Raw genomic sequence first — 14,366 nt, 5'->3', positions numbered from 1 at the left:
CCCCCGAAGCATCCGCATTTTTTCGCAGCAAAACCGCAGGAAACACTCGACAAAACCGCAGGAAACCGAGCCAAAAAAGCATTGATGTTTCAGGGGTCCAAAATAGGTCGTTCACTTCGCGGAAAAGTATTCACCTTCGTTTTCAACATCCACAAAAAATGAGGGCGCCACCGGCGCCCTCATTCACCAAATTCCATTCAGCCCACCTGACCCGGAAGGCCGAGTCGTCAGGGCGGAGAAAACCCCCGGAACGGCGGGGCGCTTGCTCAAAATGAGTTCCGCACGCAAAGAAGGCCACTTAATGTGGCCTTCGTCTTGCGCAGGACTGTTTGAAATTTTGAGGAAGCACCCGCCCTGCCGGGGCTCCCGGGTTCCCGCTTACGAGAGCGACGTTCTCAGCAACTCGTTGAAGAGCTTCGGGTTGCCCTTGCCGCGGCTCGCCTTCATGCACTGGCCCACCAAAAAGCCGATGACCTTCTGATTGCCGTCACGATACTGCTGCGCCTGATCGGCACAGCTTGCCAGCACCTCGTCCACAATCGGCTGCAGCGCGCCGGCATCGCTCACCTGACGCATACCGCGCTCGTCGACGATCTTGTTGGGATCGTCGCCGGTCTGGGCCATGGCCTCAAAGACCTCGTGCGCCTGGTTGGAGCTGATGGCATCGGTCGCCAGCAGCTTGGCCAGCGCCGCCACCTGAGCCGGTGCAATACCGGACTCGGCCAGCGAGACGCCCGCGCCCTTAAGGTAGGCGATCATCTCGTTCACCAGCAGGTTTGCGACCGTCTGGGCCTCTTTGCCAGCCATACCGGCAGCGGCGGCCTCAAAGAACTCGGCAAACTCCGGATCGCCAGCAATCTGCTCGGCGTCGGCCGTCTTAATGCCAAAGTCGGCCTCAAAACGAACGCGCTTGGCATCGGGCAGCTCGGGAATCTCGCCACGGCAGCGGTCGATGAACTCGTCGTCCAGATCGAACGGCGCCAGATCGGGGTCGGGGAACAAACGGTAGTCGTCAGCCGTCTCCTTCACACGCATGACCACGGTACGCTTACGGCTAGGCTCCCAGTGGCGGGTCTCCTGATAGATGATGCCACCCTCCTCGAGCACCTCGGCCTGGCGGCAGATCTCGTAGGCAAGGCCGTCGTGTAGGCTCTTAAACGAGTTGAGGTTCTTGAGCTCGGTCTTGGTGCCCAGCTTGGTCTCGCCGCGGCGGCGCAGCGACACGTTGCCGTCGCAGCGCATGGAGCCCTTCTCCATGGAGCAGTCCGAAATGCCCAGCGTCACAAAGATGCGACGGAGCTTTTCCATAAACAGGCGAGCCTCCTCGGGCGTACGCAAGTCGGGCTCAGTCACGAGCTCAATCAAAGGCGTGCCGCAGCGGTTGTAGTCGACGAGCGACTCGGCCGCGGCGGTAATGCGGCCCTCGGCACCGCCCACGTGCACCATCTTGGCGGCGTCCTCCTCCATGTGGATGCGCAGGATGCGGATGGGCACCGTGTAGGAACCGTCCTCGCGACGCTCGGGCATCTGCAGGTTGGACGCGTCATAGCTGGCCAGATGGCCGGCGCGCTGATTGCCTTCGCGCATGGTCGACGTCATGGACGTGGACAGGCCCTCGGCGTTGGCCGAGGCGCTCGCCAGACTCTGGGCCTCGGCCTCGCCAAACGCGCAGTCGGGGCGCTCGGCGGCACCGCGACCGGTCACATCCAGATCCAGGTGACCGTACATGGCAAAGGCGACCGGACCCTGCGTGGTCTGGAAGTTCTTGGCCATATCGGGATAGAAGTAGTGCTTACGGTAGAACATCGAGTGGCGTTGGATCTCGCAGTTGGTGGCGAGACCTGCCTTGACGATGCTCTCGATGGCGCGCTTGTTGGGCACCGGCAGGGCGCCGGGCAGGCCCAGGCACACCGGGCACACATTGGCGTTGGGCTCGTCATCGTGGCTGAGTTTGCAGTTGCAGAACATCTTGGTATCGAGTGCGGTGAGCTCGGTATGGATCTCTAGGCCGATCACGGCCTCCCAATCCTGCAGGACCTCGGAAAGCTCCTTCATTACAGCTCGCCTCCCTTCCCGGCAAAATCGGGCGCGACGGAAAGCGCGGGCGCACCCGTGGCGGCATCGGCAAAGCCGCGCTCCAGGGCGCGGGCAAATGTGAGCAGCTGACGGTCCTTAAAGGCCGGACCAACCAGCTGGGCTGAAACGGGCAGCTTGCTGTCCTCGCCCAAGCCCAGCGGCACCGAGATACCGCCGTTGCCGCAAATGTTGAGCGAAATGGTGTACAGGTCGGAGAGATACATCTGCGTGGGGTCGCTGATCTCGCCAAACTTAAAGGCCGTACGCGGCGAGGCGGGCATGAGGATGGTGTCCACCTTGGCATACGCGGCGTCGTAGTCCTGCGTGATGAGCGTGCGGGCCTTTTGCGCGGCATAGTAGTACTTGTCGTACACGCCCGAGCTCAGCAGGTAGGCGCCGAGCATCTGACGGCGCTTGGCCTCGGCGCCAAAGCCGTGGGCGCGCGAGAGCGAGCTCTGGTCGGAAAGGTTGGCGCAGCCCTCCTCCTGATAGCCGTAGCGAATGCCATCGAAACGGGCCAGGTTGGAAAACGCCTCGGCCGGACCGATGACATAGTAGGCGGCGATGGCGGCGTCCAGGTGCGGCAGGTCGACCTCGACCAGCTCGGCACCCTGGTTCTGCAGTTCCTGGGCGGCACGCTCAACAGCGGCCTTGACCTCCGGCGTCAGGCCCTCGGCCTCCATAAACGCGGGAATGATGCCCACGCGTTTGCCCTCGATGCTGTCGTTGAGATGCTCGGTAAAGTCGACGGCGCAATCCTGGCTGGTGCAGTCGTACGGATCGTGGCCCGCGCCGGTAAGCGCGTTCATAGCCAGCGCGACGTCCTCGACCGTGCGGCCAAAGGGGCCCACCTGGTCGAGCGACGAGCCAAAGGCAACCACGCCGTAACGGCTCACTGCGCCATACGTGGGCTTAAAGCCCACCACGCCGCACAGCGACGCCGGCTGGCGAATGGAGCCACCGGTGTCCGAGCCCAGCGAGAGCGCGACCTCGCCCGCGGCGACGGCTGCAGCGGAGCCGCCCGAAGAGCCGCCGGGCACGCGCTCGGTATCCCAGGGGTTGTTGGTGCGGTGGAACGCCGAGCTCTCGGTGGAGCTGCCAAAGGCAAACTCGTCCATGTTGGCCTTACCCATGGGCAGGCAGCCGGCGTCGAGCATGCGCTGGACGCAGGTGGCGGTGTAGACGCTCTGGTAGTTCTCGAGCATGCGGGAAGCGCAGGTGGTGCGCGTGCCCACGAGGTTCATGTTGTCCTTGATGGCCAGCGGCACGCCCGCGAGCGGGGGCAGCGGCTTGCCTGCGGCACGGTCGGCATCCACGCGCGCGGCGGCCTCGAGCGCAAGCTCGGGCGACACCTGCAGGAATGCCTGGACCCCGCCCTCGCGCGCCTCGATGGCGGCAAGGGAGGCCTGGGCCACCTCAGTGGCGGTAAAGTCGCCGGCGGCAACGCCCGCGGCGATCTGAGCGGCGGTAAGGGAATCGAAGCTCTGCGCCATTACTCGCTCTCCCCCTCTCCCAAAATGGACGGCACGCGGAAGTAGCGGTCGCGCGCGCTGCCGGCGTTTTCGAGCGCAACGTCGAGCGGCAGGTCGCGCTCGGGCTCGCGCAGGTCATCGCCCATCACGTTGGACAGGCCTCCGATAGGATGGAACGTGGGCTCCACGTCGGGCAAGTCATATTGCAAGACGGGCTCGAGCATCTGGACGGCGTCGTTCATGTAGGACGTCATCTGGGTGAGCTCGTCATCGGTCAGTGCGATCTTTGCGTACTCGGCGATACCGCGCACGTCTTTCTCGCTGAGTGCCATAGGCGCTCCCTTCCGCATAACAGTTAAACCGCTCTAGTATACAAGGCAACGCCGGCTTGGGCAGGCGCTTTACCCAAATGCAGCGAAAACGTAACGAGGACGGCGGACTGGCAGGCGGCGGGCTGGCGGTTCTGCAGCGAAACCGCACCGTCCATAGCGAAAACCGTCTCGCCCACAACGAAAAGCATCACAACATTCGATGTTTTTCGTCAAAATCGCGATTTTCATCGAATGTTGTGATGGTTTGGAAGTCCCGACCACCACAAAGGTGCCTGTCCCCATTGTGGTGGTTCTGAAGAATGTCTTATGCCGAGGCCTTGGCCTTGCGGCGCTTGCGGACCGCGTGAATCACGATGTCCAGCAGCAACAGCACAATGGCCACGACCACAATGAGCACGGCAAACTCGCGCTTGCCCCAGTGGCGGCCGGCCAGCGACTTTTGCTTGTCGACGTCCTTCTTGTTGTACTTGGTGCGCACGCAATGCACCAGCAGGCGATGGTCGTTCACGCCGTAGGGTGTGCAGGTGACGAGCGTCACCTTGTCGGCGCCCGGCTCGATGGTCAGCGACTCCATCTCCTCGGGCAGCACGACCTCGGAGTCCACCATCTTATAGGCGAGCGTCTTGTTCATGGTGTGCAGCAGCACCAGGTCGCCGGGCTCCAGCGAGTGGATGTCGTCGAACATGCTCAGGTTGCGCATGCCCGAGTGCGCGGTGAGCACGCAATGCGTTGAGGTGCCGCCCACCGGCAGGCTCGTGCCCTCTAGGTGGCCGACGCCCGCCATAAGGACCTCCTCGCTCGTGCCGTGGTAGATAGGCATGCTCACGTCAATGGAGGGAATCTCGACCCAGCTCATCATGGGGTCGCGGTCAAAGATGAGCTGCTGGGCGTAGGGCTCAATCTGGTCGGCGGGAAGCTCGGTGGCCTCGCCGGCAAGTTGCTCGTTATAAGAGCGCGCCTGGAGCAAGATGCGCTCGCGCTCCTCCTCCGAGAGCGCATCCACGGTGCTAGACACGGTGCTGATCTGGTTGAACACGCCCGAGGCCTCGAGCCGGTCCAAGATCCACGGCCAGGTCATAAGGCCCACGCCAATAAGGATGATAACGATGGTGATGAGCCGGTCGGCCCAACGCGGCAGCCGCTTGCGACGACGCTTGGGCTTTGGTTGAGGTTTGGGTTGAGGGCTTGAGCCACCGTTGGCCGCGGCGTTATTGCTCTTCATATGTTTGGCGCCCTGCACCATCGCCGGTCACTCCTCTACAACTCAGGTTGTCTAAACAAATAATAGCCGATTAGCGAGCTCATACGCCGGACAACGCAGCTTGGCTGCACCGTCCGGGCCACGTAACCCCACTCAACCAATCAAGCCATATGTTGCTTTCATCGTCTCGAGCAACTGCGCCATCGTTACGCCCGCAACCCCAATCTGTTTCAGATTGACGTCGCCCACCTCACAATCTTTGACAAACGCAAGCATATCGTCCTTCAGTTCTCCGCCCAGGTCGACACCTTCCGACTCGCCGAGCAGCTGAGCAAGTCTCAGCGCATCGCGTTTATGCTTTTTTACCTTCCTCGAATCAACGTTCTCCCCCGCTTCCCTTCTAGCTTTTAGGTCGAGATACGCCTTCGCTTTGAACGGGACAATGTATTCCGTACCCAGGACCGAAACGCCGCCTACGGTCCGAATTCCCTGAAGGAACAAGCTGTAGTAAGCATCGTCCAACAAAATTGCCGACAGACTGCTTATGTTTTCATCAACGTGAATTGGCGCCACATCAATCCCCTCACGACCCTTTAGAAAGTCGGGGCACTTCGCGAAGAGTTCGATCATATGGGGGTAACCCGGCCTCTTTGGCTCTGTAAACCGATAAAAGCATGAGTCTTTACCTTCGCCCCAGCCGCAGCGGTAGCCGCCATCACGCACCAAAGTCCATATAGCTTCTGCCGTCTGAGGCAACCGGTCATCGGCGACAATTACCACATCAAAATCGTGAGTCGCCCTAAACGGAAGTCCCGCCTCCGAGAGCAAAATGTCGCATGCCGTGCCGCCGATAAGAGCATACGATCCTGCAGCTTCTTGCATATGCTGCTGAAATTCTTGGAGACCTTCTACAGCGCTTCTTGCCATGGATATTCCTTTCCAAACATGCGATCGACTTCGAGCTGAATTCGCTCATCGTCGATTGCCGCCAAAGATAGCGCAAGCGAAATGTCATCGACGCGGGAGGAGTCGGCAAACACGGGCGCATAGCGCCACACTTGGATCATCGCCGTTTCGTTATCCGGCAACTCCCCGTCTGCGACTTCGAGGTCGCTCAGTTGACACCATGCACTTCTTAAGACGGCCTTTTGTTCCATGCCCGGCGCAGCGAGCATCGAACGCGCAGCGAGCGCCGTCTCCCCGGCGTCAACAAGATAGTCGATCTGCGGCGTCTTCCTTGCAAAAAAGACCTTCGAGACAGGCGAGGAGAGCTCTGCCATGTGCTCGCTAAGCAGAAGATCAACGGCAACAGGGAGCACGACGACACGTCGCTCGCAACGCTCGCGCCTCGCGAGCCCCCTGTCAACAAGCTCGGTTATGGCCTCACTCGCGCGGCTTGCCGAGATTCCAAGCGCACGACAAAGGTCATAGGGACGATATGGCTCCTGGGCTGCTCCCCAGATTGCGGCAGCCTGCGCGTTGGGTGACATCTTGATCGCGTGATTGTGAAACCAAGCACCGCCCCTCTCCGTGCAAGCTGCGCCCATAAATGGAAGAAAAGCCTGTCTACCTGGACAGACAAAGGGAATCCCTTGTGCGACCAATGCTTTGCGCTGACGTGCATCGGCATCAGGAAACGAAACGACAACAGGAGTCTCCGCGCGCAAGGCTAGCTGACTATAGACTCTCTTAGCCTCGGGAAGCCCGACGCCAGTAGGCAAACTTGCAAGCAAAAACGAAAAACCGTTTGCGTCAACAGCGCGGACCTCAATCGCCCGCAGATGCAGCGGCAAGCGTGCGAATCCAGGCCAAGTTTTGGTCTTGGCGGAGAGACCTAGTGCTTCTTGTAAGTAGATTAGCGCTTCGTTCATTTCCATCTTTTTCGTTTGATTCCAGTTTATATTGGAATTATACATAATTCTCGGAATTAACGAGATTCCTTTCGTGCCTAAGTCCATATTTGCGTTTTCAGAATATCCCGGATCGGCGGAGCGATTCGGGATACAATATCAATAGAAAACGACGCACCCCGCGTAAATGTTTGGGAGCGCGGGCGGCCTAGTTTTCAGCTTTTGTTAAATGCCCGGGATCCGACCCCCGGGCATTCTTATTTGCGCTTGTTGCGGCGCAAATGCCTTCTACCGTCCGCACCGCGCGTGCGCCTACGGACCTTAAACCGAACTTCATACGAGTCAAGAAACGCGATGACGGATGAGTCCGCATCGGACGGTGGAGGCTGCCTGTGTTGTCCAAAAAACGGGACAGACTCCAGTGCGGAGTCTGCCCCGAAAAGAGAATGGCAAAGCAAGAACGTGGATGGACGAGAAAAGTGTCCGCAAGTCTCATGGCCATCACATCCCACCTGCCAAAGGGATGGGTGAGCGGGCGTTACTCCTGCTCGGACTCCTCAGCCTGCTTACGGCTGCGGATGAGATGCGCCACGCCAATGCACAGCACCGCGCCACCAGCGATCCAGGTGAAGGTCACACCGTTAAGACCGGTCAGCGGGAGGCCAGAGCCCTTCTTGTTCTGAATGGTGACGGGAATGGTCGCGTCGTTTGTAGGACTGGAAGCAACCATTTCGGTATTGCTGGACGTTACGTCGAGATTCTTCAGGGTGCCGTCATCGTTGTACTCCGGATCCACTGTGATGGTAAACGGAGCAAGAGTGTTGTAGCCGGCAGGTGTATCGCACTCGGTGATCTCATACGTTCCTGCAACAAGGCCTGGGATATAAATCTTTCCACCATCCTTGTCGGTCTTGAATTTTCCTGCGTTTGCCACTTCTTCGGTAAGACCGCCTTCTTGGGTCAACCATTTCTCCTGCGTAAGCTTTTTATTTCCCTCATGGGTCATCTTGACTTGGAAGGTAGCCTCGAGCTTATGGCTCTGATCATCCTTATCGACCTTGGTCACATCCAGGCGGAAGACATGGTCGGTAACTCGCTTCGACGTGGACGTGCCAGTACCGTCAACCATGGGGTTATTAGAATAGACAAGCTTGACATCATTGGTGTTGCCGGCGGCCGTGTATTCAGCCTTTTCGGTCAGCTTTGCCTTGTATGTTACAACGACCTTGGAGTCACCCTTAAGCGTCACACCTGCATCTTTTGCAGCAGCCTTGAGGTCAGTGAAGGAAATCGACAGGTCATGACCACCAGTAGGGTCTCCAGAAGCGTTCACAGTCTCCGCAAGGTCTACTTTTGTAGGCTGGATAACAGTGTCGTTAATTGTCACCTTAACGGAGTTCTTGTCAGCCTCCAAACCAACAGAAAGATGGTCCTGGAACGTATATTCGTACTTGGTAAAGGTGTCGATGTTGCTAGCAACAGAGCCAGTCAGTTTATATTCGACCTTCTCGCCAATATACGAGTCACTCACCTTTCCCCAGTTACCGCCCTCGAAGACCTCCTTATCGACCGTGGGAATGCTGGTCTTCTCGGTAATATTGATCGCTTCATCGCCAACAACAGTGAAGATAGGAGCGGTACCGGCTTCAACACCTGTGACGGTAGCAGCGTCAGTCACAAAGAGCCAGTAGCCGTGTGAAAGGTTGTTAGCAGCGCCCTTCGAAGTAGTTGCGTAACCACTTGAACCTTCCAGACCAGTCACCGCGGCCACAGCTGCTGCAATCTTATATGCAGCAGAGCCAGACTCCACGCTAGTCGTTTCATTAGTGTCCGTCACGTACGTCTTAATCCAGTCAGCAGCATCCTGAGCGGTTGTAATACTGGCGTTAGGATCTATTTTTTAATCTCTTCCGTAACAGCAGTTTCAACCTTGTCGTTCGCCCATGTGATATTGCTCACAAGCGTCTGGTCATTCTCGTCCTTTACCACATTGGCATCGAAGATCTTATAGCCCTTGAAATTAGTCTCGTTCCCATTCGCGTTCGTAATGGTCACCGAGCCATTCGCCACACCCTCAGCAAACGCCATCGTGACCGGGGCCATGACGCCGCCGAAGCTCAGCGCTGCTGTGAGGCCGGCGGTTACTGCCAGGCGTGCGATGTTCTTACTCATGCTCATCTTCTTTTCCTCCGTTTTCCGTTTGGTTCCCATTCGATCGGTCATCATCTGTCTGTGTCTTAGCATCTACTTCGCTACGTCTCGCCCCGCTCTCTGTGGGGCTGCCAGCTACTCTTTATGGCTGCCACCTCCCCGCTTGACCAGGAGCGCGACCACAATGAGCGCGGCTCCGGCGACCGCTGCGGCGGCCGCGGCGTACATTGCCATATCGCCAGTCGAGGGCATAAAGCCTCCGGTGGTAATGCTAGGGGGTGTGCCGGTGGGCGTGTTGATGAGCGACGCCTCCAGGCTGCCCGTCGACCCGTCCGCGCTGTCGGCACGCAGGGGCGACTCGGCCGTGATGGTGAGCTTGGGCTTGGCAGCGGCCACCTGGTCGACGTCCAGGCCCTCGGCCTTGACCGTCACGGAGCGCGCGCCCTCGAAGGCGGTGTAGCCCTTGGGCGCCTTGAGTTCGCGGACCTCCAGCTTGCCCGAGTCCACGCCCGAGACGGTCACGCGGCCGTCCTCGCCCGTGGTGACGGTGGCCTTGCCCTCAGCATCCCACGTGCCGTCGGCCGCCAGCGTGCGGCCGCGGTCGTCGGCGATGCTCAGGACCGCCCCGGCAAGCGGCTTGTCGCCGTCGCTGCCGCGCTTGGTGAGCGCGAGATCCCAGGTGTAGGCGCACGCGTCATCGCTCGGCGTGCGGGTGAAGTCCGCGTCGCCGGACTGGTCGGTAAAGGGAGAGCGCGGGTAGCGCAGGTAGACCTCGTTGGGGTTGCCCTTCGCGATGCCGTGGTTGCATGCGCTGTTGAGCGGCGCGTTGTACACGGCGACCACGCGGGCGCCCGCGGTGAAGGCGTCGGCCCCGCCGAGCGCGGCGATCAGGTCGCCGGTGCGCACGGTGAAGGTTCCGTCCGCCGCTACCTTGGTGGCGCACTGGGCCGTGATGTCGGTCCAGCCCTTCGCAGGGTCGGTGCCGGCGCGGCCGTCCTTGCCGGTCTGGACGGCGTCGAAGCCGCCGTCCGCGCCCGCCGCCACGTACACGCGCATGCTCGCGGCGACCTTGGAGGGGTCGAGTCCCGCGCTCATGGTGTCGACAAACCGCACCGTATAGGTGTCGTAGGCGGTAAGACCCGCCGGGACCGTGGCAGAGAGGCGCCAGTACAGGTCGTCGGCGACCGTGGCGTCGGCGGCCTTCTGCCATGCGGCGGTGCTGTCCTCCAGCACGTGCTTGGCGACCTTGGGCGTCGCCGCCTTGGGCTTGACGGTGACGGCGCTGCCGCCGACCAGGGCCATGATCGGCGCGGTGCCGGCCTCGTCCTGGGCGATGGCGTCGTCGTCGGCGACGATGAGCCAGTAGCCGCAGGGCAGCTCGGCCGCCGTGCCCGCGTTGAGGGCCACAAACACGGCGCCAGAGCTCTGGAGGGAACGAGCGAGCTGTGCGCTCAGCGCGCTCGTAAGGTGGGAATCGGTGTTGAGCCACTCGGCAGCTTCCTGCGCGGTGGTCTGGGAATTGGGCATGCCGGCGCTGTGCAGCACAGGCAGCGCGGCGTCGCGCACGGCGTCGCTTGCCCAGGCGAGATCGGTGGCGATCTTGGAGTCGCTGTCGCCGTCGACGACGTTGGCGCTAAAGATCTGGTAGGCGTCGTAGCTGCGCGCCACGGTGCCGCTCACCGTGATGGAACCGGTCGAGGTCGGCGCGGCCTGCGCGGAAGCGGGGAACACAACCGCGCAGGTGCCGATCAGGAGGGCAAGCAGCGCAAACAAGATCGGGAAGGAGCAAACTTTCTTATTCACGACGCTTACCTCCCTTCGCATTCGCCTTGCGACGAATGTGCATCCAGGCCGCAGCAGCGCAAAGCACCGCCGCGCCGGCAAGGTACGTCAGAGTGACGCCCGACATACCAGAAAGGGGCAAAGAGGTGGAGTAGGTGTTGGTGAAGGTGGAGACGGGAATGATGGTTGGGTCCGCACCGGCGGAGGTTTGAACCGCGACGCCCTGCCCGTTCTCGCCAAGGGTGTTGCCCATGTCATCCTTCATCTGCGTAACGGTGGTAGAGGTGGTAAGACCGGTGTACTTGCCAGTGGTCTCATTCATGACGGCCTTCACCGTGACGGCAACCTGGTACTCGGCCTTGGAGTAGCGGAGCTTATCGATGGCACCGGTGGTAGGCGCGATCTCCTTCACCGTGTAGGTGTAGGTCCTGGCGTAGTCACCCGCCGTACCGCGGGTATCGGACAGGTGCGACTTGTTGAACGTCATGGCGCCAAAGGTCGCCGTGATGTTGTTGGGCTTGGCGGCGTCGGTCTCCCCTGCTGCGGGTGCAATGGAGAGGTCTGCCGGGTTAGGAATGGGCACGTTGGTTGCGTAATCCCCCGTAGCCTCGATGTTGAAGTCGAACGCAACGTATTTCCCGCTGGAATCCTTCGGCCAGTCCGTATTACGGACGGACTTAGTCACCGGGATTTCCACGGACGTGGTGGTGAGAGAATCGGAGATGTACGTAGTGCCCTCAACAATGCTCGGTTTCTTTCCCTCGGTCCACGCAATGGAACCGTCCGCCTTGGACACCGTGAACTCGTAGGTTGTCTGGTTCAGCTCGTAGCCAAACGGCGCCTGGGTCTCCGTGAGCGTGTACGTGCCCGGCAGCAGACCCTCGAGCTTGAACTTGCCATCGGCGGGATCAGAATCTGCCCACTTGTTGCTGACAGCTTCCGCATTCGTATCGTTATCAATCACAGTCAGGGATGCAGCGTCCGGAATTTCGGCACCATCGGCATCCTTTACCTTGGTAAGCGCCCACTCGGAACCAGCCAAAGGAGTGTGTCCCGTGTCGCTCTCCTCAACCTTGGTCCAAGACACCGTACCGGTGATCTTGGTGTTGGAGATGGCGCCCGTGGTGTTGGAATCATCGAATGAAACGAGCTTATTTCCGTTCACCGTGTCCACATGACCCTGAACATAGTTCACCTGCTCGCCGGTGTTGTTCATGGTTGCGTAGTAGATGGTGTCCGACTTCTGATAACCAGCCGGCGCCTTGACCTCGCGAATGTAGTACGTGAAGTAGTCTTTATCGTTGGGATCGCCAATTTTGGCCTTCTGATTCAAATAGTTGAACTGAAGCTCGCCATCATCCGAAGAGTAATCATTGGCACCGCCATCCGTTACCGTAACGATGGGATACGTTTCATTCTTGGCATCATCGACAGTGCCGTATATCGTCCACGAGGAACCAGAAAGCGGCGTCATGCCGTCCGCAGCGTCGACCTTGCTCCACGCAATGGCAGAGCCGTCCGGTGTATACGACCCAGACCACGGGAAGTTGTGACGCTCCTGATCCATATCGATGACGGAAGCCGAGTTACCCTCGAGATTTGTGAAGTTGTACGCGATCTTAGGGTTGTTCATCATGAAATCTTCGCCCACGTACACACGACCGTTGGTGGTCACATGGTCGTCGAAGCTTCCGTTGGGAACGAGAATCGATCCGAGCATAGCAGCGGCGGGGTCATCGTCGGTCCACTTGCCGTCCCCGCCGCCATTGCCCCAGTCGCTTCTACCCTCGCCCGCAATGCCACCACGGATGGTGAGGCTCGTGGTATCGACAAAATTCCACATGATGGACTGGGAGGCCAGCGAGTATTTCGCGCGAAGGTCTTTATCGGCGTTACTCTCATAACCGCGAGATATTTCTGTATCGCCCCACCAGAAGCGCCAGCCATTGTGGAACTCGACAGGACCAGCACCTGTAACGTTCACGACAATGGATGCGCCTTCGGGGACATTGGTGAACTTAAAGTCGACGCCGCGGTAGTAGACGCCATCCTTCAAGTTGGAGAGCTCGGAACCGGCAATGGTGAAGACCTGTTGCATAGAAGTTCCATCGCCGGTAAAGGTGATAAGTCGCTCGGTGTTGCAAATCTAATAGTTCGGGATTCTGGTATCAAGCGCACCGGAAACAGACTTCTCACTACCATCGAAAGTGAGTGTATAGCTTGTTCCCTTGTTATCGTACTTGTTGATTGCGTAGCTGTTGTCGCTAATTGCGGAACCATCCGTAACTGTGCCGGTATTTGCAAACGAGGCGAGCTGTTTCGATAGCTTCGAGAGGTATCCATCTGCACCGTTGTAGCTCGAATAATCGTTACCGTTAACATTAGTCAAATCAACATTTTGATTGAACAGGTCGCTCTTCAGAGCATCCGAGCCCTCGAACCAATTACCTTGCTTTTTCACGACAGACTGGCGCCCGTTGTTAGCATTCGAATCCCAATAGGAATAGGTAATGGGACCGGCGATCTGCGCGGTATAGTCATAGCCAGGGTGGGAGTCAGTCTTTGTCGCCTTGCCGACCCAAGCACCCTTGGTCCAAGCACCAACCGTCGCAGCATCTGAGGTCGTTCCCTGACCGGTATTCATGTTCTCAATCAAGCTGTTTATGCCGGCGACCGCAAGCACCGTGCTTCCCTCCCTGGGACGAAACTGCGATCCAAAACCAACGGTGCCGAAACGGAAGCCCTGGCCGCCCCAACTCTCCTTGATAGGATTCATGGCCAGTTTGCCGTGGACCACGGTAAGGCCCTCCGCCTCAGCGGCATATGAGCCGGTGGGGGCGTTATTCGCATCAAGAGTGCTAGTTTTGTTCGGCTTACCACCGATGTACATGTCGCGGCCGACGTAGGTGGCCACGCCGGGATCGGGGGTGGAGATATCGATATTCGTACCGATACCGATAGACGTGGGCTTGTAGATGCCCTTGTTCACAGTAGTAGCCGCGTTCGCAGAGGTGGCGGCGCTATTCTGGTTTTCGGCATCCTCGCTGGTGTTATCTACAGCAGCGGACTCACTTGAGGAACTCCCCGTTACAGCTTCCTCGGTAGAAACTGTCTGGGTGTCGTTGGCAATGGCCTGCGAGATCGGAGGCATGACGAGCGACAGTACCAGGCTCAACACGGAGACTCCGCACAAAACGCCTGCCAGTACACGGCGCGTCGCTTTTTTACTCTGCTTAGTTTTTTCTGAATTCGCTTTCATCGATGTCTCCTCCCCAAGAGACCGCGATCTTGCTCTTTCACTATCAAACGTATCTGCGCAATCTGTAATTGCGCTCGCTTAGTAATACTATTGTAACTATTGTTTAAACATCCGGGCAACAAAACCGACATTTTTGTAGCCAGTTCTCAATTCTCTTGACATTTACTCAGATTTGCTTTCGTTTATTCGCTCTGAAATATCTGTTTCTACTGGTAATTAAGTTAGTTATCAGTTTTTTAATAG

11 protein-coding genes are annotated in these 14,366 nt (G+C 58.9%); all 11 read right to left on the bottom strand.

Annotated elements, in window-relative coordinates; translation table 11 throughout:
- Nucleotides 1-378 precede the first annotated feature (378 nt).
- On the bottom strand, nt 379-2,055 hold the full coding sequence (gene gatB, locus DW870_RS01985; protein ID WP_117821016.1) for an Asp-tRNA(Asn)/Glu-tRNA(Gln) amidotransferase subunit GatB: 1,677 nt from the start codon (nt 2,053-2,055) through the stop codon (nt 379-381).
- Nucleotides 2,055-3,569 (bottom strand): Asp-tRNA(Asn)/Glu-tRNA(Gln) amidotransferase subunit GatA, encoded by a 1,515-nt coding sequence (gene gatA / locus DW870_RS01980; RefSeq protein ID WP_117821017.1) that lies wholly within the window; start codon nt 3,567-3,569, stop codon nt 2,055-2,057. Before gatA ends, gatB begins: the two co-directional genes overlap by 1 nt.
- Nucleotides 3,569-3,880: an Asp-tRNA(Asn)/Glu-tRNA(Gln) amidotransferase subunit GatC gene (gene gatC, locus DW870_RS01975; protein ID WP_117821018.1), complete on the bottom strand. Its 312-nt coding sequence runs from the start codon at nt 3,878-3,880 to the stop codon at nt 3,569-3,571. The genes gatA and gatC overlap by 1 nt, the downstream gene beginning before the upstream one ends.
- A 304-nt stretch (nt 3,881-4,184) precedes the next feature.
- Nucleotides 4,185-5,102, bottom strand: coding sequence for a class C sortase (locus DW870_RS01970; RefSeq protein WP_158558616.1), 918 nt, complete (start codon nt 5,100-5,102; stop codon nt 4,185-4,187).
- Between the two features lie 132 nt (nt 5,103-5,234).
- Nucleotides 5,235-6,008 (bottom strand): hypothetical protein, encoded by a 774-nt coding sequence (locus DW870_RS01965; RefSeq protein WP_117770043.1) that lies wholly within the window; start codon nt 6,006-6,008, stop codon nt 5,235-5,237.
- Entirely contained in the window at nt 5,990-6,958 is a 969-nt protein-coding gene (locus DW870_RS01960) for a MarR family transcriptional regulator (protein WP_147332617.1), read from the bottom strand. The genes DW870_RS01965 and DW870_RS01960 overlap by 19 nt, the downstream gene beginning before the upstream one ends.
- Nucleotides 6,959-7,469: 511 nt before the next feature.
- Nucleotides 7,470-8,741: an isopeptide-forming domain-containing fimbrial protein gene (locus DW870_RS01950; protein ID WP_158565177.1), complete on the bottom strand. Its 1,272-nt coding sequence runs from the start codon at nt 8,739-8,741 to the stop codon at nt 7,470-7,472.
- A gap of 83 nt (nt 8,742-8,824) precedes the next feature.
- Nucleotides 8,825-9,103, bottom strand: a complete 279-nt coding sequence (locus DW870_RS01945; protein WP_147349115.1) for a hypothetical protein — start codon at nt 9,101-9,103, stop codon at nt 8,825-8,827.
- A 114-nt stretch (nt 9,104-9,217) separates the two neighbouring features.
- Nucleotides 9,218-10,885 (bottom strand): SpaA isopeptide-forming pilin-related protein, encoded by a 1,668-nt coding sequence (locus tag DW870_RS01940; protein WP_158556988.1) that lies wholly within the window; start codon nt 10,883-10,885, stop codon nt 9,218-9,220.
- The gene (locus tag DW870_RS01935; protein WP_255414988.1) at nt 10,878-12,989 is read right to left on the bottom strand and encodes a SpaA isopeptide-forming pilin-related protein; all 2,112 of its coding nucleotides are present in this window, start codon (nt 12,987-12,989) and stop codon (nt 10,878-10,880) included. Before DW870_RS01935 ends, DW870_RS01940 begins: the two co-directional genes overlap by 8 nt.
- Nucleotides 12,990-13,010: 21 nt before the next feature.
- A complete protein-coding gene (locus DW870_RS01930; protein ID WP_117876737.1) occupies nt 13,011-14,123 on the bottom strand; it encodes a hypothetical protein in 1,113 nt (370 codons plus the stop codon).
- Nucleotides 14,124-14,366 lie beyond the last annotated feature (243 nt).

The organism is Collinsella sp. AM38-1BH (genome assembly GCF_003467545.1).
Lineage (GTDB): Bacteria > Actinomycetota > Coriobacteriia > Coriobacteriales > Coriobacteriaceae > Collinsella.
This window is presented reverse-complemented; position numbering and strand designations above follow the sequence as displayed.